The organism is Bacillus mycoides (assembly GCF_018742245.1).
Taxonomy (GTDB): domain Bacteria; phylum Bacillota; class Bacilli; order Bacillales; family Bacillaceae_G; genus Bacillus_A; species Bacillus_A cereus_U.
On record NZ_CP036132.1, the window covers coordinates 4211610 to 4230929 of the forward strand.

A 19320-nucleotide genomic window follows, 5' to 3' on the forward strand; every position below is an offset into this window, starting at 1 on the left:
CTTCAAGAAGATGACTGAATGAATAGTCATTCATATTCTTATAATACTGACTATTTAGAAAAGTGTCAATCCTATTTTTTCAAAAAGAAAGGGCCTTAGCCCGTTTGCTCATCCTCATTCTTTCTCTTCTCTTCATCTATTAGGACACGGCGTAAAATTTTTCCGACTGTCGTCTTCGGCAACTCACTTCTAAACTCATATACCTTTGGGACTTTGTAAGCTGCTAAATATTTACGTGCAAACTGATCTAATTCTTCTTCAGAACACTCAGCGCCTTCTTTCAAAACAACAAACGCTTTTACAGTTTCCCCTCGATACGGATCAGGAACACCGATTGTTACCACTTCTTGCACCTTTTCATGTTCATATAACACCTCTTCTACTTCACGAGGATATACGTTAAAACCACTAGCAACGATCATATCTTTCTTACGATCTTTCACATAGAAAAAGCCATCCTCATCCATGTATCCTACATCACCTGTATGAAGCCAGCCATCTTGCAGTACAGCTGCCGTTTCTTCTGGCTTATTCCAATACCCTTTCATAATTTGTGGGCCCTTTACAACAATTTCACCAATTTCACCTGGAGGTAATGACTCTCCTGTCTCAAGTGACATGATGATTGCCTCTGTATCCGGCCACGGTACCCCAATACTTCCCGGCACACGCTTTTCCCACAAAAAATTCCCATGTGTAACTGGTGATGACTCCGTTAATCCATAACCTTCTACTAATTTACCACCTGTAACTCTCTCAAACTCCTCCTGTACTTCTACAGGAAGCGGTGCAGAACCACTAATACAAGCCTGAATTGAAGAAATATCATATTCTTTTAAAAGAGGACTATTTAATAGAGCAATATAAATGGTTGGTGCTCCTGGAAATAGTGTGACTTTATGTTTCTTAATTGCTTCAAAAACCATTTTCATATCAAACTTCGGAATAAGCACCATTTTATACCCTTGCATAATACTCAAATTCATTACAGCTGTCATCCCGTACACATGAAAAAACGGAAGAACACCAAGAATTACCTCTTCTCCTTCTTTACAATTATATAACCAATGCGCTCCCATTAAAGTGTTCGAAACGAGGTTTTTATGCGTTAACATAACCCCTTTTGGAAACCCTGTCGTTCCCCCTGTATACTGCAAAAGGGCTAGATCATTTTCAGGATCACATGGAACTTCAACATTAGCACTACTTTCCCTTTCTACCGATTTCCAAAGATGAATCGTTTCGCTTTCCGACACATTCACAACAAGATTTGCCTGCTTTTTTTGTACAAATGGATAAAGTAAATTTTTAGGGAATGGTAAAAAATCTGCAATACGGGTTACGATAATGTGCTCAATCTTTGTTGCAGTTTGAACGTTAGTAACTCTCGGAAACACTAAATCAAGGCAAAGAATAACTTTTGCCCCTGAGTCATGAAGTTGATACTCAAGCTCTCTTTCTGTATAAAGAGGATTCGTTTGTACGACAATACCACCCGCAAGCAAAGTACCATAATAACCAATTACAGATTGCGGACAATTCGGTAACATAATCGCAACTCTATCGCCTTTTTCAATACCAAGCCTTTGAAGGTAATTCGCAAATTTCTTTACCTTGTCATGGAAATCTGAAAATGTAACATCTTTCCCTAAAAAGTGAAGCGCTTTCTTTTCTGGATAACGAGCAGCCATTTTCTCTAAATATCTATGAAGTGGCTGAATATCATAAGAAATCGTCCCTGGAATTTCATCTGGATAACTCTGCAGCCAAGGTTTTTCCACTCTCATTCCTCCTTCCAATACTTGTGAAAATAAATGAATGTTCATTCATGATGGTTGTTTTCATTATATTATAGTCATAACAGCGTTACAATCATAATATTCTGACTTTTACATAACTATGCTTTACTTCGTTAACTTCTTATTATATGTATAAACTCTCTTAATTTTAAAAGAATAAGAGAGTTCACGTTACTTAGCTTAATCTTATAATCGTTAAAACTGCACCAGGTGTAGTCGTTGATAATGTTGCAACAGCTAACAATCCAAACAACTGCAAACTAATTGCACTCCCCGCTGCAAGAGTCGTAATAATTGTTGCACTAAATGAAGTCGTCGCTAATGCAGGAGAGTTGATAGTCCCAGCAAGCGGTGCTCCATTAATTGTAATTCGCGAACTAACTAATAATGAAGCCGTTATATTAATTGTATATGAAATATAATAATTCCCCGCATTTGCGGCCGTAAATACTGTGTTTCCCCCAGATACTGTAATTCCAGGTCCTATATTTTGATTATTCGGAAGTGCGACATTTGTCCCACCAAGTAATACTGATATTGCCGTACCCGATGTATTATTCGCAAATGCATACGTCGCAGTTATACTTGTACCTGTTACTCCCGTTGCTCCTGTTTCACCTGTTGCTCCTGTTGCTCCCGTTGCTCCTGTTGCTCCCGTTGCTCCCGTTGCTCCCGTTGCTCCCGTTGCTCCCGTTGCTCCTGTTGCTCCCGTTGCTCCCGTTGCTCCCGTTTCACCTGTTGCTCCCGTTGGACCTGTTGGACCGAGCTTAGGAACTGTCCCATCGCAACTAAAACAGCATGAATCAACATGTACACCATTTGGATTATTACACCCACAATATCCATTTGTATTATTACTCCATAAAGACATGTTGACCCCTCCTTCGTGTTCAATCTTTTAAGTACAGCCAACTAATTAGAAATATTTTTCTAATAAAAAATCAGTTTTTATTTTCCTTATCAACTACCCGATCTGGAACAAACCTTTTATAAACAAAGGTTTATTCCTTACATTCTAATAATTATTACATGCAATACGCTCCCCTTTCGCTTGTACTTTCGCCTTCCTTCTTAAACGAATTTCCTCTCCTTCAGTCTTGATTCACATCTGCATTTCAATGCGATATATCAAAATCCATATAAATCGTTATTTTTCGTCGAAATTTTAAAAAGATATTGACACTTAAAATATCCTCATAGAATGAAACAACTCGACGTTCTTGTGCTTGGCGATGATTTAGCAACCCGACTCGGGCAACCAGTAAATAAAACGCGTCTTGCTCTAATTGTTTTAGCGACACTACTTGCATCAGTCAATATCGCTGCTGTCGGTACTATCGCCTTTTTAGGCCTTGTTGCACCGCACTTAGCGCGAATCGTTGTTGGCATGAATCATCAAAGACTATTCGTTTGTTCAGCACTGTTTGGGGCAATCCTTCTTTCCGTGGCTGACTTACTCGGACGAATAATTGCATATCCGAAAGAAATACCTTCTGGGCTTGTTGTTGCTGTACTTGGGGCTCCGTACTTCTTATGGCTGATGAGGAAGAGTGGGCAGAAGGTTAATTAAACAGTTCCTGGCGTGTATGACCACGCAAAAAAAGAATGGAAGCCCCTAAAATGTAATGACAGAAAAAGACAAGGTGCGCAAACACCTTGTCTTTTTCTGTCATTTGTTTCATGTGAAACTATTTTTAAAAGTGGTTTTTTATGGAGAAAATACGTTAAAATAAATTCATATTATTAGGAAAGGGGAACCATATTGAATACAAAGAATAAAAAAATAACATTGGGAACTCTTTTACTAACTTCAATCATTGGAGTTATCAGTGTATCTATTTACTTCACATGTTATGGCACACCATGGGGAAAACAAACAGCAATTGCCGAATCAAAAAGTTATATTACAAAATACTTCAATTTAAATGCAAAAGTCAAAGATACTTCTTATGATTCTAAAATGAATAGCTATGCGATCTCTTTTGAAACAAATGAAGATGGAGAATTTACTATCGAATATAAAGGTCCTAATAACTTTAATATTTCTCCAGGAGTCCAAGAGTATTTAAGTAACCACTACAAATTTACAGAGTAGTAACGAAGCATACATATACAAAAAAGAGTTGGTGTAACGCCAACTCTTTTTTCGTATTCTTGTCATACTGTTACATCTTCCTTCTCTATATTTTTAATTCCGTAATATGCAATCGCAACTCCAATTGCTGCCAATGCTAGTTGAAGGGGAAGAAAAGTTGCTGTAGGAAACGTTGGGTTGCTATTCATTGCAATTGATACAACGATAAGGGATGAAACAATTGTAGTTGGCACTGAACGTTTACGCATTCCGAAATATAATGGGATTAAACTCATTCCCGCAGTTGCAATGGCTAAAGGAACCAGTTTTATTCCTTCTTGCATCAATTGATCTACTGTAAATGGATTAGGAAGAATTGAAAAATAACTATCTATCCCAAAGAAAATCCCTACTACTAAAATGTTAGATAAAATAACTGTTATAAATGTTACTATTGCTGTAATGGCCAACTTACTGATCATCATTTTCCTCCGATTAATAGGATAAGAAAACATAAGTAGTATTGTTTTATTTTTATATTCATCAATTATTAACCTTGCGATTAATACACTACCAAAAATAATAAATGTTGCTCTTACTAATGTGCTAGCCATCAACAAAATTGTCTGTGGATCTTTTATTTCAGGATCTCCTTCTATTTGAGCAACGAAACTAACGAAAATTAGTAGTGCCAGTATAATGATATTTGCAATAACTGCTCTCTTCACATACCATCCGAGCTTAAACTTCTTCAGTTCTAGCTTCATAAGACGTAGCATGATAGCCCTCCTTTCATTTAAATTTTAATCGATATAAATCGCCCCTGTTTTACTTAAAATCTTCACCTTGTTTTTTGCATCACCGATGGTTCCTTCTTTTATCTTTTCTGTATTTTTATCTTTCTTAAGCCCGTTTACATTCACCATTATGTCAGCCGAATTACTTTTAGCCGTAAGTTTCAATGAAGCCGGAACACCGTTATACCTTACGCCAATATCTCCTGATTTTGTTTCTACAAATAATGATTTTCCTTCTGTCATATCTTTCAATAATACTTCCCCAGATGCTGAAGTGATGTTCATATTTTCGTTTTTTATATTTTTTACATAATTATCGCCAGTAGTAGAGGTTATATTTACTTCTTGTAATGAACTATCTTTTAACATTAAATCTCCACTTTCAGATGTGAACTCACCCTTATCTGCCAATAGCCCTACAATCATTTCATCTCCAGACTTTCCTTTTGTAACGATACTTTTTACTACTATATCGCTTATTTTCACATCACCCGATTTATTATTTAATACAATTTTATCTATTTCTTTCTTCGGAATAGCGATAGATATACTATTTTTCTTCCTAAATGTAAAACCATTAAAAAATTTGGTCACCTTTTGTTTTTGCTTAATCACAATTTTATTTTCGTCATTTTCTATTTTGACGGGATCTATCTCTTTATCTACTCGTTGACCTTGGGCGGAAACTACTATTTTATTAGAGTCTGTACTTTTAAATTCAATATCCCAGTTTTCATTGTCTACTTCTATTTCTTTTATATCATTTATCTCAAAAGACTTTTCTTTCTTAAAATCTTTCCCCTGAAATGTCTTAAAACCAAAAACCACACTAGTAATTGTCAGAAATAAAATTGCAATTACTATTATTTTTTTCACTATTCATACCCCAGTTCGTTGTTGTTTTAAGCTTGCTTCACGCCACATCAATCTTGTCGATTTTTCGATACGACAGATAACTAATAAAAATCCCTACTAAACAGAGCACTATTGGGATAGCTATAAAATTATAAAAACTTACTTGATTGTTTCCAATGTTACTGTTCATTATCATCCCGATTATTACTGCCGAAGTAATCGTTGTCGGTGTCGATTTCTTTCTCATCCCAAAAAATAAAGGAATTAAACTAATACCGGATATCATAAATGCATTTATAAAAGTAGCTGAAATGGTAGCTATTATTTCACCCATCGTAACAGGCGTTTCAATTACTCCCATCATTGGATTCATAAAAAATATGAGCAAACTAATAGTGAAAGTAGCAATAATCATGCTCACAAAGCAAAAACTAAAAACAATTGTTAATTTCGCCCTCATTAACATTTTCCTTTGCAATGGATACATAAACAATAGTTGCATTGTTTTGTTCTTATACTCATCAATTACTAAACGTGATAAAATGACCGAACTAAAAATAAGAAATGTCATCCTAATAAAGATGTTTGCTAAAGTCATATATTTTGTGAAATCAGTGAGCGCCGCATCTACTTCACCTTTCGCTCCCAACCCCATAAGGCTTACTGCAACAAAAATTGCTATAATACAAATCGCTACCCCTTTAAAGTAACTAGATAATTGATGTTTCTTCCATTCGAGCTTCATTAATTTAAACATATAAACAACGCCTCCATCCCTTATATAACTATCTCTACACTACCAACATTCTAATTCCAGCTGTAATTACGCTTACTATTCCTATCACTAGTAAAACTAATATCCACTTTCGTTCTGGTTTTCTATAATATAAAATTCCACTTATCAGCATTACGATAAATCCCGCTATAAGATTCAGCATTAATGCATTCATCATCATATCCCCCTCGTTGTAGTTATATTACGCGTGAATGCCTTCTCCATCCATTACGTTTAAGAAATATTCTTCTAACGAACTATGTTTCTTATTAATACTTTCAATTTCTACATCGTTCATAATAAGTGCTTTTGAAATTGCCTGCTGCGTCGCCGCCACTTCATACACACGAATCGTGTTTCCACTCATTATTTTGTAATTTTTTATACCGAGTTTATCTTCTAAAATATAAGCTGCACGCTTCACATCAGGAATAGTGATTTCAATATACTCTGTTTGTTTTCCATTAATACTCTTCATTGAAACTTCTTTTATTAGTTTTCCATTTTGAATAACACCGATTGTATCTGCCATTTGTTCCATCTCGCCTAAAATATGACTAGAAACTAATAACGTAATGCCAAATTCTTTGCAAAGCATTTTGAATAAATCTCTTAATTCTTTAATACCTATTGGATCTAAACCGTTAATCGGTTCATCTAAAATAAGTAGCTCTGGCTTTGTCATAATCGCCCTTGCAATACCGAGTCTTTGTTTCATCCCTAATGAAAAATCTTTTACTTTTTTATTGTCTATGCCGCTCAGTTTCACTAAATTTAAAGCATGATTAATTGCGTTCTTATCGTAATACCCCATATATTCACAATGTAAATCCAGATTTTCCTTCGCCGTTAATTTATCATAAAAGATTGGATATTCAATAATTGTCCCCATCCTTTTTAATACTTCATAAGATGTGTCTGTTAACTTCTCACCGAAAATTTCAATATCACCGCTCGTCGGTTTTATTAAATTTGTAATCATTTTCATAATCGTTGTTTTACCCGCGCCGTTCGGTCCTAAAAAGCCGTAAATCTCTCCTTTTTTCACATGCATATTAACACTAGAAATAACTTCTTTCCCTTTAAACACTTTCGTTAACTGGTTCGTTTTTAATATATATGTCATGTCACTTTCCCCTTTCGCACTGCTCTATATTTCTATAATAGACAACGGAAATCTCTTTTTTCTTACCCGTTCCTTACAAATTCCTTACGTTCAAAAAAGCTTGTAGAATCTACTTCTCTACAAGCTAAAACTGCATCTTTGTTAATACAACTGTAAAAATCGTTTTTTCATACGGCTTACTAGAAAGATGAATTTCTCCATCCATCGCTTCCACAAGCCTTTTCGTAATCGTTAACCCTAGACCGCTTCCTTGGTACAATCTATTTCTTGAATCTTCAAGTGTGTACATACGCTCAAACACTTTATCAATATGAGATTCATCAATCCCTTTTCCTGTATCCCATACATCTATATACACACTCGTTTCATCATCTCTTAAAGTCATACCGAGTGTCTTTCCATCGTCTCCATATGTAATCGCATTTGATATTAAATTATTTAACACTCTGCCTAATACTTCTGTATTTCCAAGTGCATATATATTTCTTTCTGGTATATCAATATGGATATGAAAACCTTTCGTCGTCACTAAATCATAGAAAGATAAAATCTTCTCACGGCAAACTTCATTCATATTTACTTTTGTTATCTCAATTGCCTTGTCACCAGATTCTAATTTTGCTAAATCAAAAAACTTATGAATCAGTTCCATAACTTCTAGTGTTTTCACATGCACCTTTTCAAGTAATATTTGCTGTTCTTCTTTACTTATCGTTTTATCCTCATTTAACATTTCTGTATATCCAAGAATAACTGTTAGTGGTGTTTTTAAATCATGTGAAATATTTGAAAGCATTTTTCTCATCGAAATTTCCACTTTCGCATGATCTGCATTCGTTTTCTGTTTTGCATCTAACAAATGATTAATAGCCACTAATAACTTTTGCAATTCTGTATCACCCGTCATAATTAATAGCTTCTCACCAGTTTGTTCTTTTACAATTCGATTTAACTTCTCATACGTATAGCGTAAATTCCTACTACTATTTTTCCTAATTTTATATTGCACGTAAATAACGATAAGCAATATAATAATCACCACTGTTAAAAATATAACCATACTACATCACTTCCAATTTATAGCCAATTCCCCACAGTGTTTTTATATATTCCGGGTTAGATGGGTCCGTTTCAATCTTCTCGCGTAATCTTCTCATATGAACATTAATAACATTATCATCACCATAATATTCTTCATTCCAAACAAGCGTATATATTTGCGCTTTCGTAAAAACACGATTTTGATTCTTCACGAATAGCTTTAAAATCTCAAATTCTTTTAAAGTAAGTTTAAGCTGTCTTCCCTTTTTCTCCACAGTAAAATTAATTGGGTCAATTATTAAGTCACCAATCTGAATGGTCTCATCTTTTAATTCCACAGCTGAATACTTTGTAGACCTTCGAATAGCGGCTTTTACACGTGCTGCCAATTCAATCATAGAAAATGGTTTACAAATGTAATCATCCGCGCCAAGCCCTAAGCCAATCGCTTTATCAACATCTGTATCTTTTGCCGACATCATTAAAATCGGAACAGCACTTTTTTCTCGAATGATTCGCACAACCTCTAAGCCATCTAACTTTGGCATCATAATATCGAGAATAATCAAATCAAATGAACCTTTTAAAAATGCGTTAACTCCTTCTTCTCCATCAGATGCGATTGTAACTTGAAAACCTTCTTTTACTAAATATGTTTCAACCATCTCTTGAATTGAGATATCATCTTCAACTAATAAAATATGATATGACATATTTCTATCCCCTTTTCACAAATATTAACAATTCAATTGTATCGCAACTGCAAATTAGTTGGTACAATTATATGAATTTTCAAACCAACTTCCCTTCCTTCCTTAACAATGATATGATGAAATTCACTACTATTGTTCATAATTAACTTTATATAAAGGAGACTTATCATGTCAGAAAACAAAAAAGTAAGCTTAGCTGATTTAATGCGCGAACAACTTGCAAAGAAAAAGCAAGGAAATGGAAACGGCTCAAATAATGGAAGTCAAAGTCAAGAAACGAAAAAATTACAAAACCAACAAACGAAGAAAACAAACAACCAACGTAGACGTACAGGTGTATAAATGAGCGGGCAAAAACGGTCTAACGTCGCGCCAGGTCTTGCGGTTGATATTGTGTTAAAACAAGATCAACGTACAGGCAAGCTAACAAGAGGAATTGTAAAAGATATTTTAACTAACTCACCCTCTCATCCGCACGGCATTAAAGTACGGTTGCAGGACGGGCAAGTTGGCAGAGTCCAAAATATCATTCAATAAGAAAAGGAGCTCATTTAAACTTGAGCTCCTTTTTCTTTATTAACCTTTAATTTTCTCGATGAAAACTACTTTTAAATAGTCTCCTTCTTTAAATTGATCAATTGTACGGAAATCTTCTGGTAAAGAATGTTCTTCTAATATTTTATATTTACCGTTCATTTCTTTGAATGCTGTATCGATAAAGCCATTAAACTTTTTCATATCGAATGCGCTACAATTTGTAGAAGCAACGATAATACCGTTATTTTCTGTAATCGCAATTGTTTCTTTTAATAAGTTTTTATAATCTTTCGCCGCACTGAACGTATATTTTTTTGAGCGTGCAAAACTTGGAGGGTCAAGTACAACCATATCAAATTTCATCTTTTTCTTAGCAGCATATTTGAAATATAGAAATACATCTTCTACAATAATATCTTGTGCTTCGTAATCAATTTCATTTACACTAAACTGCTCGATCGTTTTACTTAAGCTACGATTTGCAAGGTCAACACTTGTTGTTTTACTTGCGCCGCCAAGTGCTGCAAATACAGAGAAAGCTCCAGTATAAGAGAACATATTTAAAACTGTTCTTCCTTTTGCATATTTATCACGAATTTGTTTTCGAACGTTACGTTGATCTAAAAATACACCAACCATCGCCCCGTCATTTAAATATACAGCAAAGTTTACACCGTTTTCTTTTACGATAAGTGGGAACTCACCGCGCTCTCCTGTTACGAAATCATCACCTTCAATGTACTTTCCTTTCGTATCAAAACGTTTTTTCTCATAAATCCCTTTGAAGTTTGCTACTTTTTGAAGTGCTGCTACAATCTCATCGCGGAAAGTATAAATCCCTTCACTATACCAACTAATTACGTAATAGCCGTCATAATAATCGATAATTAAGCCACCAAGACCGTCACCCTCACCGTTTACCACACGGAATGCTGTTGTATCATTTGATTTATAAAAATCTTTTCGTTTATGTAAAGCAGATTTTATTTTACTTTCAAAGAAATCCTGATTTATTTGCTCTTTCTCTTTTCTCGTTAAAATCCAGCCATACCCTTTATTTTGTTTTCCATAATAGCCTTTTCCGATAAATTGGTTCTTCTCATCTACTACGTTGATGATTGTCCCTTCTTCACGAATATCGTTTAAATTTTGAATCGCATCTTTTAAAATAAGCGGATATCCACTTTTAATTTCTTTTATAAATTTCGGTTTTATTTTTATAGTTACTTCAGATCGCATGTAATGTCTTCCTTTCCATTTGAATGCTTTCTAATTAGTAGGAAGCAATGTAAAAAATGAGGCTGAAAAAAGCCTCGTTTCACTATACCATATTATTGCTTTACTCGTACAACTAGCTCATCCTCTCGCTTAATTGAAAAAAAACTTATATATTTTATCATTACCATTGACAATGATAATGATTTTCACTATCATTTAATGTATATGAAACGATGAAAATAATGATAGATTTATAGGAGGAATAAAGAAATGATTATTGTTACAAATACATCTAAAATTACGAAGGGTGACGCACATAAATTAATTGAGCGCTTTAATAAAGTAGGTAAAGTTGAAACGATGCCTGGTTTCTTAGGACTAGAAGTTCTTCTAACTGAAAATACAGTTGATTATGATGAAGTAACGATTAGCACTCGTTGGAATGCAAAAGAGGATTTCCAAGGTTGGACAAAGAGTACGGCCTTTAAAGATGCGCATTCACATCGTGGTGGATTACCAGATTTTATTATCGATAATAAAATCTCATTCTATGATGTTAAAATTGTTCGTATGCCAATTGCCGCGGCTCAATAACTTCGTTTTTAATAGTTGGTATAGAAGTATGAGAAGGAATACATCTTCTCTACTTCTATACCTTTTCTTTTTTCAACTTCTTTTCACCAACTTCGCATGCACGACTAGTCTGCCCGCCTCTGGATCTAGTGCATAATCACACGTTGAAAGTGTTAAAATTTGATCATCCGCTGTCACTTTTGTATCTGTTTTATAGAGTGACCTATCCTTAATTTTTTCTAGAAAAGATGCATAGTCTTCATCGCTTCCAAAATCCGTTTCAATATAATAGAAATCAGTTGTCGTTGTATATACTGAAAATACTTCTACATCATATCCTTCAAACAAAGTATCGTAGTACAATTTGCGATGAGACATGAAGAAATCTTCTTCTAATATTTTTTTAAGACTCCCAAACATAGAGCCGTCTTTCATACGATGTCCGTATAGAATTGTATTTCGATTTTGAGATTTTACATCGTTACGATGATCCATAAAAATACTGCCTGCCCTCATGTCCTCACCTTTATAATTACGGTATAAATAGTAATCGTTGTCTTTCGCTTGAACAATCGGATAATTAATTTGCGTATCATCCACCGTAATCCAGCCAACTATTTCTGGATTAATTTTTTGTAAGGCTTGAAACTGCGCACGTACTGCTCCATCTGATGATTTTTCTTCCATCGGACTCCTTTGATAAATATCTTGTGCTTCAGCCATTACTTTACGATTTTCATAGTAATCCATGAACATCCCGCCTAATTCATACACGGAGTAGAAAAAGATACCTAAAAAAGCAACTGTAAGTATTCTTTGAAAAAAGGAATTCTGTTTCTTTTCTTTCTTGCCGCTCAAATTATCACCTCAAAACGGATTACCAAAGGGATTTAGTCGCCTATCAAATACCCATTGGCACCATATACAATCCTGTATCTTCATCGTGCTTTACAACAACGTCTACACCATATATCGTCTTGATCATATCTTCCGTTACGACTTCACCTGGCTTACCCTTCATCACAATTTCTCCATCTTTCATAACGATAATATGATCGCTATAACGGATTGCTTGATTAATGTCATGTAATACCATAACAATCGTTAAACCATGTACTTCATTTAACTCTTTCACTAACTCTAATATTTCAAGCTGATAGTAAATATCTAAATACGTCGTTGGTTCGTCTAAAAACAGCATGGGCGTATTTTGCGCTAAAGTCATCGCAATCCAAACACGTTGCCTTTCCCCACCAGATAATGCATGTATTGGCTTATCACGCTTATCTTGTAGTCTCGTACACGTCAATGCTCTTTCTATTGCTTCGCTATCCTCATCCGTTTGTGTAGAAAAAATATTTTTATATGGCATACGCCCAAAACTCGTCAATTTTTCAACTGTAATATCTGCTGGCGCCTCATTTTGCTGATGAACGACCGCTAGCTTTCTAGCAAACTCTTTCGGCTTATACTGGCTAATAGCTTTCCCATCTAGCATTACTTCTCCGCTACGGGGATCATGATTTCGCGACATAACACCTAGTAATGTTGATTTCCCACAACCATTTGGACCAATAATTGTTGTAATTTTTCCAACCTCTATCTCACTACTAACAGACTTTAAACGATCCGTTACATTATCATAAGAAAAGGTTACATTTTTAATTTCCATGAACTCGATCACTCTTTCTAAGCAAGAATATTAAGAACGGACCACCGATGACTGCCATAATCGTCGCCGCTGGAATTTCATTAGGCGGTACGATTAGCCTACCAATTGTGTCTGCCGTTAAAATTAATAACGCACCTGCAAGGGCTGAAAATGGAATAAGTACTTTATGATCTGATCCAACCAGTTGCCTTGAAATATGCGGGATAAGTAATCCAACGAAAGCGATAACACCCGCAATTGCAGTTGATACAGCTGCTAAAAGAACAGCAATGCCAGAAATAATAAGGCGTACCCTCGTCACGTGAAGTCCAAGGTTTTTAGCCGTTTTATCTTGTAGAGATAATAAATTACACCACGCCCCTACAAACAGTGCAAGTATAAGGCCGATTGATCCATATGTAACAAGTACTTCCACATCGCCCCATGTCTTCATCGTTATATTAGATGTTGTCGTCTGCTTAATACTTTTAATGAAATATCCGCAAATCGTAACGAAAGATTCATTTAAACCAGTAAACATCGCATTTATCGCTATACCGATCAAAATGATACGCAGCGGACTTAAACCTGATTTCCAAGAAAACGCATAAACGAGATAACAAGCAAACGCACCGCCTAAAAACGCGAATAGTGGTGTCCAGAAAAAGAACTGAGGGAATAGCGTAATGATAACAAGCGTCATAAAACTGGCCCCTGAAGATATCCCGATAACCCCAGCATCCGCAAGTGGATTTTTCATAACTGCTTGGAAAAGCACACCTGAAACAGCAAGCGCCGCTCCAGTGAAAAGTGCAATGATGATGCGCGGGAAACGTAAATCTTTAATGACTTCAACATCTTCATTTGTCCCTGTAAATATACCTTGAAAAAGATCAATGACACCTATTTCTAAACTACCTTTCACAGCGGATACAGTAGTCATAATAACTAGTAATACTGTGACGATGAAGAAACTCCAAATTTTTTTATTCATCTCAATCTTCCTTTATCTATACATGCATCATGGATACATCATTTTCTTTAATTCATCTAAGGCTTCAATAGCTGCTAAATTCCCCGTCGTTCCAAATAAGCGCTCTTCTAAATCGTACACTCTATTATTTTTAACTGCGGCAAAATGCTTCCAAATGTCGTTCGTTTTAAATTCCTTATCGAACATTTTCACAACTTCATCTGGCATACCATGCGCTGCACGTAAAATAATATCTGGATCAGCTTTTTTTAAGTACTCTGTATTAGAAGCTAAATATTCTACTTTCTCACCTTGTACTATATTTTTACCACCTAGTTGTTTTACTAAATCCCCAATATAGGAGTGTTCTGTCGCAACTAAATAACTTCCAGGCACTCCAAGTAAAATAAGGACTGTCGGTTCTTTCTTCCCTTTTACTTGTTTTTGAATGTCTGCAACCTTTTTATCAAACTTTGTTACGACTGCTTCAGCCTGTTTCTCACGCCCATATGTTTTGCCCAACTCTGTAATTGAGTTTTGCATGTTTTTTAAACTCGTTAAATTTAAAAAGTTTGCCTTAATGCCCGCTTCATTAAAAACTGGCTTCAACTCATATTCAAGCGTCGTAACAGATAATACTTCTGATGGTTTCATTGATTTTACTTTTTCCATATCAGGACTCATCGGATTCCCAACTTCAGGTAAACCTTTATAGCGCTTTGGCAAAGTTTTAGAACTTGTAGGAATACCTGCTAAATCTACTTCTAATGCATCCATAATTTCAGTCACAGCAACTGTCGTTGCAATAACACGTTCCTCACTACTGCTCTTTACCTTTTTTGCCGTTTCTTTTTTTGGTGATGAGCACCCAGCTATACTAAATAAAAGAATGATAGCCATGAATACACTCGTGATTTTCTTCACTCTCAATCACCACTCCTTTCGGTACAATATGAAACGAGTCTTGATGCATGAAACCATGCATCAAGACTCCAAATTTCACAGTCTACCTGCTCTATATTTACGAACTAAGAAAGCAAGTGATCCTAGTAATAGCAACATATACATTCCAATCTGTGCTGTATCTGCTGTTTTTGAGTTTTTCTCTTTTTTCACATCATTCTTCGCATTTTCATTTTGCTTCTTACCGTCTGCATTTCGGTTGAAATCAGGATTACCGATTGTTTTTGCATTGTCTACTTTCGGTGTAATCACTGGATTTTTCGGATCGTTTTTCGGATCCTCTTTAATAGTTCCTACTGCACCAATATTATTTGTATCAAATTGAATTTGCACGTCGTAGAAATGATGGTAGTTCATTGAATCGATATCTACTTTTGTTTTCGCATTTAATTTCGCAAATAAATCATCGATTTCAAACTCTACTACTCTCGTATCTGCATTTTTATCTTCACTCACTACTTTTGCATCAACAAATGCACCAGCACTTTCTGTTTGGAACTTCGTAATCCACGCACTATTTTTCAGTGTCATCGCAACATATTTCTTACCATCTTTCACTGTTAATCTAGCTGGATTTACAACATATTGATTCATCATTGAAATCTCATCCGTTTTATCTTTTAACACTTTAAAAGCAACATCATATTGACCGTCTTTTAAATTTTTCGGATCGACTGTTATGTGTCCATTTTGGTTATTATTTCCGCCTTGATTATTGTTTCCATCTTGGTTGTTACTTCCACCTTGGTTATCGTTTCCGCCTTGATTATTGTTTCCATCTTGGTTATCGTTTCCGCCTGGAATGTTGTTTCCATCTTGATTACCTAAAGCTTTAATACTACCTTTATCAAATGCAAATTGAATATCATAGAAATGATGGTAGTTCATCGCATCAATATCCACTTTCACTTTTGCATTTAACTTTTTCGATAAGTCGGCTACTTCTACTTCCACTACTCTTGTATCTTGCTCTTTATTTGTACCTAATACTTTCGCATCGACAAACGAACTATTCTTTTCAAACTCAAACTTTGTAATCCATGAGCTATTCGTTACTGTGAAGGATACATATTTCTTACCATCTTTCACTTTTAATACGCCTGGACTCTTCGTATATGTGTTCATCATTGAAATTTCGTCTGTTTTATCTTTTAGCACTTTAAAACCGATACTGTATTCACCATCTTTAAGAGCATTTGGATCAATTGTTGTGTTATTGTCTTGGTTGTCGTTTCCGCCTTGGTTGTCGTTTCCACCTTGGTTATTGTTTCCGCCTTGGTTGTCGTTTCCACCTTGGTTATTGTTTCCGCCTTGGTTGTCGTTTCCACCTTGGTTATTGTTTCCGCCTTGGTTATTGTTTCCACCTTGGTTATTGTTTCCGCCTTGGTTGTCATTTCCACCTTGGTTATCTAACGGCTTAATGCTATCTTTATCAAATGCAAATTGAATATCGTAGAAATGATGATAATCCATTGAATCGATGTCTACTTTTACTTTTGCATTTAATTTTTTCGATAAATCTGCTACTTCTACTTCCACTACGCGTGTGTCAGCTTTCGTATCTTCACTTAATACATTCGCATCAACAAACGAACCATTTTTATCAAATTCAAACTTTGTAATCCATGCACTATTCGTTAATGTAAATGATACATATTTCTTACCATCTTTTACTTTTAACACACCTGGACTTTTCGTATATGTGTTCATCATTGAAAGTTCATCTGTTTGATCTTTTAATGTTTTAAAATTGATGCTGTATTCGCCATCTTTAATTGTTTCAGCATCTGGTTTCTTATTTCCATCCGGTTTTTCTACTTCTGGCTTTTTATCTTCATCCGGTTGTTTCTCTTCATTTTTAATTTGTTCAAGCTTGTCTTGTTCAAATACAAGTTGTACGTCATGAGTTTGCTTGTAGTTTCTTGATGCCATCTCAATAAATACTTTTGTATTTATTTTTTTTGATAAATCGGCTACTTCAAATTCTACGACTCTTGTATCTTTTTCTTTATCTTCACTCACTACTTTTGCATCAACAAATGCACCATCTTTTTCCGTTTGGAAATTTTTAATTAATGAGCTGCTTTTTAGCGTTACAATCGCTTTTTTCTTACCATTTTCTACTTTCAATACTCCTGGATTTTCCATGTAAGTATTCATTTTAGATTCTTCATCTGTTTTATCTTTTAACACTTTAAATGGAATACTGTACGCACCATCTTTAATTGTGTTAGAATTTGGTTGTTGATCTGGGTCAGGCTTTTGGTCGGGCTTCTGACTTGGATCCGGATTTTTATTTGGATCTGGCTTATTAGCTGGGTCCTCTTTTTCATCTGGTTTTTCTACATGAATTGGTGTAATGCTATTTTGGTCGAATGAAATACGAATGTCATAGTAATGATGATAATTAAAAGCATCAATATCAACTTTCACTTTCGCATTTACTATTTTCTCTACATCTTCCACATCAAATTCTACTACTCTTGTATCGTTCTCTTTATCTTCACTAACTACATTTACATCAACGAATTGACTACCTTTTTCTGTTTCAAACTTCGTAATCCACGAACTATGTGTTAACGTAAAGGATACTTTCTTTTTCCCATCCTTTACTTTCAAAGTCCCCGGGCTTACAGAATATTGATTCATCATTGATTCTTCATCTGATGTATCTTTCAAAACTTTGAAACCAATTGAATATTCACCGTCAGCTAAAGTTGTAGCTGCTTGAACTGCAAGTGGTTGCAGCGTTGATACGAATGTAAAAATCGTTAGAAACATTGCAACAACAATTTTAAAATACCTGTTCAATAGAATGACTCTCCTTTTTAAAAAATTTCCAATTATTTAATGCTGTTCCCATCAAATACAAAACGAATATCATATGAAGCGTTATAATTAATAATTGGGATGTTAATTTTCACCTTGCCATTTAGTTTTTCTGACAAGTCAGCAACTTCAAATTCTACTACTCTAGTATTCTCTTTTTTGTTTTCACTTAAGACTGTTGTTTCTAAGAATTGACCATCTTTTTCTACTTGGAAACTTTTAATAGAAGCACTATCTTTCACTTTAAATGAAGCATATTGTTTTCCGCTTTTAACTGTTAATGTTGCTGGGCTTTCAAAATAACTATTCATTCTAGATGATTCATCTTTATCGCCTTTCCATACAGTAAAAGCAATATTATATTTCCCATCAGCTAGTTGTGTAGCAGCTTTTGCATCTTGTAAACCTAGTGTTGCTATAAACGTAAATAAGACAGCAAATACGGCAATAATCATTTTAAATTGTTTAAACATATATTCATCGCCCTTCCAAAGATTTATTTACTTAACTTCACTTTACGAACTAAGAAAATACCTGAGATTAAAACTAACGCTGCAAATAATCCAATGCGAGCATCATCACCTGTTTTTGGGTTATCTGTTTTTTCAGCCTTTCCACTTTCATTTGTTCCTTTATTTGCATCTTTATTTGTTGCTTTGCTCTCTTCTTTCTTTTGCTCTTCTTTTACTTGGCCATCTTTTTTAGTTTGATCATCAGTTTTTGTTACACCAGCTACACCGTTATCGCCACCTACAGCTTTTACATTCGCATCAAATGCAAAGCGAACTGTGTAATGATGGTCGTAGTTTGCACTTGGTACAACAACATGAATTTTTACTCCTAACGGTTTAGATAAATCATCAACTTTAAATTCAACCGTTCTTTTATCAGCTGCTTCGTCTTTGCTAATTACTTTTGAATCAACGAAGTTCCCATTCTCTGGTGCTTTAAATTCTGTAATCCAAGCACTATGATTCATTGGAACTTGTACTCTCATCTCACCATTTTTTACAATTAACTTAGCTGGTTTTTCAAAATAATCATTTGCCATTGAAGCTGAATCATCTTCCGCCTTTTTGATAACGTAGTTAATATCGTAAGTACCATCAGCTAATTTTGCTGAGGCTTGCCCAGATGGTATTACGAGAAAAGCTAGCATACATACTAACGTTATAATAAATGCGGGTAATACTGAAAACTTTCTCATTTTGCTTACTTCCTCCTTGTTTATCTTTCGTTTTATATTTTGAAAATGATAATTATTCTCAATTTATAAGAAAAAAATAATCTCTTCTACCTTTATTTCATTGTCATTACTTTATGTAATGTAAGTATCGTTGATTATCATTCTCACTAAAGGTCAAAAAATATATTATCCCTCTATATTCCCTATAAA

21 protein-coding genes and 1 pseudogene are annotated in these 19320 nt (G+C 34.8%); 5 read left to right on the plus strand and 17 right to left on the minus strand.

Going from position 1 to position 19320, the window contains the following annotated elements:
- Positions 1-95: 95 nt before the first annotated feature.
- Positions 96-1781 (minus strand): long-chain-fatty-acid--CoA ligase, encoded by a 1686-nt coding sequence (locus tag EXW56_RS21595; RefSeq protein ID WP_002112110.1) that lies wholly within the window; start codon positions 1779-1781, stop codon positions 96-98.
- Positions 1782-1974: 193 nt separating this feature from the next.
- A complete protein-coding gene (locus EXW56_RS21600; RefSeq protein ID WP_215596926.1) occupies positions 1975-2670 on the minus strand; it encodes a BclA C-terminal domain-containing protein in 696 nt (231 codons plus the stop codon).
- 330 nt (positions 2671-3000) lie between these two features.
- Between EXW56_RS21600 and EXW56_RS21605 the strand changes: the two are divergent.
- Positions 3001-3369, plus strand: a pseudogene (locus EXW56_RS21605) (FecCD family ABC transporter permease); the annotation flags it as partial.
- 192 nt (positions 3370-3561) lie between these two features.
- Positions 3562-3894, plus strand: a complete 333-nt coding sequence (locus EXW56_RS21610; RefSeq protein WP_215557527.1) for a YfjL-like protein — start codon at positions 3562-3564, stop codon at positions 3892-3894.
- Between the two features lie 62 nt (positions 3895-3956).
- On the opposite strand, the gene EXW56_RS21615 is transcribed toward EXW56_RS21610, so the two are convergent.
- From EXW56_RS21615 to EXW56_RS21645, 7 genes are all read right to left on the minus strand, one after another.
- Positions 3957-4652, minus strand: coding sequence for an ABC transporter permease (locus tag EXW56_RS21615; protein WP_215596927.1), 696 nt, complete (start codon positions 4650-4652; stop codon positions 3957-3959).
- A gap of 24 nt (positions 4653-4676) precedes the next feature.
- Positions 4677-5546, minus strand: coding sequence for a DUF4097 family beta strand repeat-containing protein (locus EXW56_RS21620; protein WP_215596928.1), 870 nt, complete (start codon positions 5544-5546; stop codon positions 4677-4679).
- A 37-nt stretch (positions 5547-5583) separates the two neighbouring features.
- On the minus strand, positions 5584-6282 hold the full coding sequence (locus EXW56_RS21625; protein ID WP_215596929.1) for an ABC transporter permease: 699 nt from the start codon (positions 6280-6282) through the stop codon (positions 5584-5586).
- 34 nt (positions 6283-6316) lie between these two features.
- Positions 6317-6475: a hypothetical protein gene (locus EXW56_RS21630; RefSeq protein WP_165762449.1), complete on the minus strand. Its 159-nt coding sequence runs from the start codon at positions 6473-6475 to the stop codon at positions 6317-6319.
- A gap of 27 nt (positions 6476-6502) precedes the next feature.
- Positions 6503-7426 (minus strand): ABC transporter ATP-binding protein, encoded by a 924-nt coding sequence (locus tag EXW56_RS21635; RefSeq protein WP_215596930.1) that lies wholly within the window; start codon positions 7424-7426, stop codon positions 6503-6505.
- A 124-nt stretch (positions 7427-7550) separates the two neighbouring features.
- The gene (locus tag EXW56_RS21640; RefSeq protein ID WP_215596931.1) at positions 7551-8486 is read right to left on the minus strand and encodes a HAMP domain-containing histidine kinase; all 936 of its coding nucleotides are present in this window, start codon (positions 8484-8486) and stop codon (positions 7551-7553) included.
- Position 8487: 1 nt separating this feature from the next.
- Complete coding sequence (locus EXW56_RS21645) at positions 8488-9180, minus strand: response regulator transcription factor (RefSeq protein WP_002199226.1); 693 nt, start codon at positions 9178-9180, stop codon at positions 8488-8490.
- Between the two features lie 168 nt (positions 9181-9348).
- Between EXW56_RS21645 and EXW56_RS21650 the strand changes: the two genes are divergently transcribed.
- Positions 9349-9522, plus strand: a complete 174-nt coding sequence (locus EXW56_RS21650) for a hypothetical protein (RefSeq protein WP_002015431.1) — start codon at positions 9349-9351, stop codon at positions 9520-9522.
- Positions 9523-9717: a YwbE family protein gene (locus tag EXW56_RS21655; protein WP_002160297.1), complete on the plus strand. Its 195-nt coding sequence runs from the start codon at positions 9523-9525 to the stop codon at positions 9715-9717.
- A 39-nt stretch (positions 9718-9756) separates the two neighbouring features.
- Here EXW56_RS21655 and EXW56_RS21660 read toward each other — a convergent pair whose 3' ends face one another.
- On the minus strand, positions 9757-10956 hold the full coding sequence (locus EXW56_RS21660) for a class I SAM-dependent rRNA methyltransferase (RefSeq protein WP_199659347.1): 1200 nt from the start codon (positions 10954-10956) through the stop codon (positions 9757-9759).
- 249 nt (positions 10957-11205) lie between these two features.
- Here EXW56_RS21660 and isdG point away from each other — a divergent pair, with 249 nt between their 5' ends.
- Complete coding sequence (gene isdG, locus EXW56_RS21665) at positions 11206-11529, plus strand: heme oxygenase (protein ID WP_002112144.1); 324 nt, start codon at positions 11206-11208, stop codon at positions 11527-11529.
- Positions 11530-11601: 72 nt separating this feature from the next.
- Here isdG and srtB read toward each other — a convergent pair whose 3' ends face one another.
- The 7 genes from srtB to isdC form a co-directional block, all read right to left on the minus strand.
- Entirely contained in the window at positions 11602-12366 is a 765-nt protein-coding gene (srtB, locus tag EXW56_RS21670; RefSeq protein ID WP_215596932.1) for a class B sortase, read from the minus strand.
- Between the two features lie 43 nt (positions 12367-12409).
- Positions 12410-13180, minus strand: a complete 771-nt coding sequence (locus tag EXW56_RS21675; RefSeq protein ID WP_002199223.1) for an ABC transporter ATP-binding protein — start codon at positions 13178-13180, stop codon at positions 12410-12412.
- Complete coding sequence (locus EXW56_RS21680; protein ID WP_215557533.1) at positions 13170-14153, minus strand: FecCD family ABC transporter permease; 984 nt, start codon at positions 14151-14153, stop codon at positions 13170-13172. The genes EXW56_RS21675 and EXW56_RS21680 overlap by 11 nt, the downstream gene beginning before the upstream one ends.
- Positions 14154-14180: 27 nt before the next feature.
- On the minus strand, positions 14181-15062 hold the full coding sequence (gene isdE / locus EXW56_RS21685; protein ID WP_002199221.1) for a heme ABC transporter substrate-binding protein IsdE: 882 nt from the start codon (positions 15060-15062) through the stop codon (positions 14181-14183).
- 69 nt (positions 15063-15131) lie between these two features.
- Positions 15132-17906, minus strand: a complete 2775-nt coding sequence (locus EXW56_RS21690; RefSeq protein ID WP_215596933.1) for an NEAT domain-containing protein — start codon at positions 17904-17906, stop codon at positions 15132-15134.
- A 32-nt stretch (positions 17907-17938) separates the two neighbouring features.
- Positions 17939-18397 carry an NEAT domain-containing protein gene (locus EXW56_RS21695; protein WP_002112155.1) on the minus strand — a complete coding sequence of 153 codons (459 nt, stop codon included), beginning with the start codon at positions 18395-18397 and terminating at the stop codon, positions 17939-17941.
- Positions 18398-18420: 23 nt separating this feature from the next.
- Positions 18421-19131, minus strand: a complete 711-nt coding sequence (isdC, locus tag EXW56_RS21700) for a heme uptake protein IsdC (protein WP_098988733.1) — start codon at positions 19129-19131, stop codon at positions 18421-18423.
- Between the last annotated feature and the right edge of the window lie 189 nt (positions 19132-19320).

What these genes read in the sequence shown, in the direction of transcription:
- EXW56_RS21600 (WP_215596926.1), bottom strand. Translation starts at nt 2,670, where the DNA reads ATGTCTTTATGGAGTAATAATACAAATGGATATTGTGGGTGTAATAAT.
- EXW56_RS21615 (WP_215596927.1), bottom strand. Translation starts at nt 4,652, where the DNA reads ATGCTACGTCTTATGAAGCTAGAACTGAAGAAGTTTAAGCTCGGATGG.
- EXW56_RS21625 (WP_215596929.1), bottom strand. Translation starts at nt 6,282, where the DNA reads ATGTTTAAATTAATGAAGCTCGAATGGAAGAAACATCAATTATCTAGT.
- EXW56_RS21630 (WP_165762449.1), bottom strand. Translation starts at nt 6,475, where the DNA reads ATGAATGCATTAATGCTGAATCTTATAGCGGGATTTATCGTAATGCTG.
- EXW56_RS21635 (WP_215596930.1), bottom strand. Translation starts at nt 7,426, where the DNA reads ATGACATATATATTAAAAACGAACCAGTTAACGAAAGTGTTTAAAGGG.
- EXW56_RS21640 (WP_215596931.1), bottom strand. Translation starts at nt 8,486, where the DNA reads ATGGTTATATTTTTAACAGTGGTGATTATTATATTGCTTATCGTTATT.
- EXW56_RS21645 (WP_002199226.1), bottom strand. Translation starts at nt 9,180, where the DNA reads ATGTCATATCATATTTTATTAGTTGAAGATGATATCTCAATTCAAGAG.
- EXW56_RS21650 (WP_002015431.1), top strand. Translation starts at nt 9,349, where the DNA reads ATGTCAGAAAACAAAAAAGTAAGCTTAGCTGATTTAATGCGCGAACAA.
- EXW56_RS21655 (WP_002160297.1), top strand. Translation starts at nt 9,523, where the DNA reads ATGAGCGGGCAAAAACGGTCTAACGTCGCGCCAGGTCTTGCGGTTGAT.
- EXW56_RS21660 (WP_199659347.1), bottom strand. Translation starts at nt 10,956, where the DNA reads ATGCGATCTGAAGTAACTATAAAAATAAAACCGAAATTTATAAAAGAA.
- isdG (WP_002112144.1), top strand. Translation starts at nt 11,206, where the DNA reads ATGATTATTGTTACAAATACATCTAAAATTACGAAGGGTGACGCACAT.
- EXW56_RS21675 (WP_002199223.1), bottom strand. Translation starts at nt 13,180, where the DNA reads ATGGAAATTAAAAATGTAACCTTTTCTTATGATAATGTAACGGATCGT.
- EXW56_RS21680 (WP_215557533.1), bottom strand. Translation starts at nt 14,153, where the DNA reads ATGAATAAAAAAATTTGGAGTTTCTTCATCGTCACAGTATTACTAGTT.
- EXW56_RS21695 (WP_002112155.1), bottom strand. Translation starts at nt 18,397, where the DNA reads ATGTTTAAACAATTTAAAATGATTATTGCCGTATTTGCTGTCTTATTT.
- isdC (WP_098988733.1), bottom strand. Translation starts at nt 19,131, where the DNA reads ATGAGAAAGTTTTCAGTATTACCCGCATTTATTATAACGTTAGTATGT.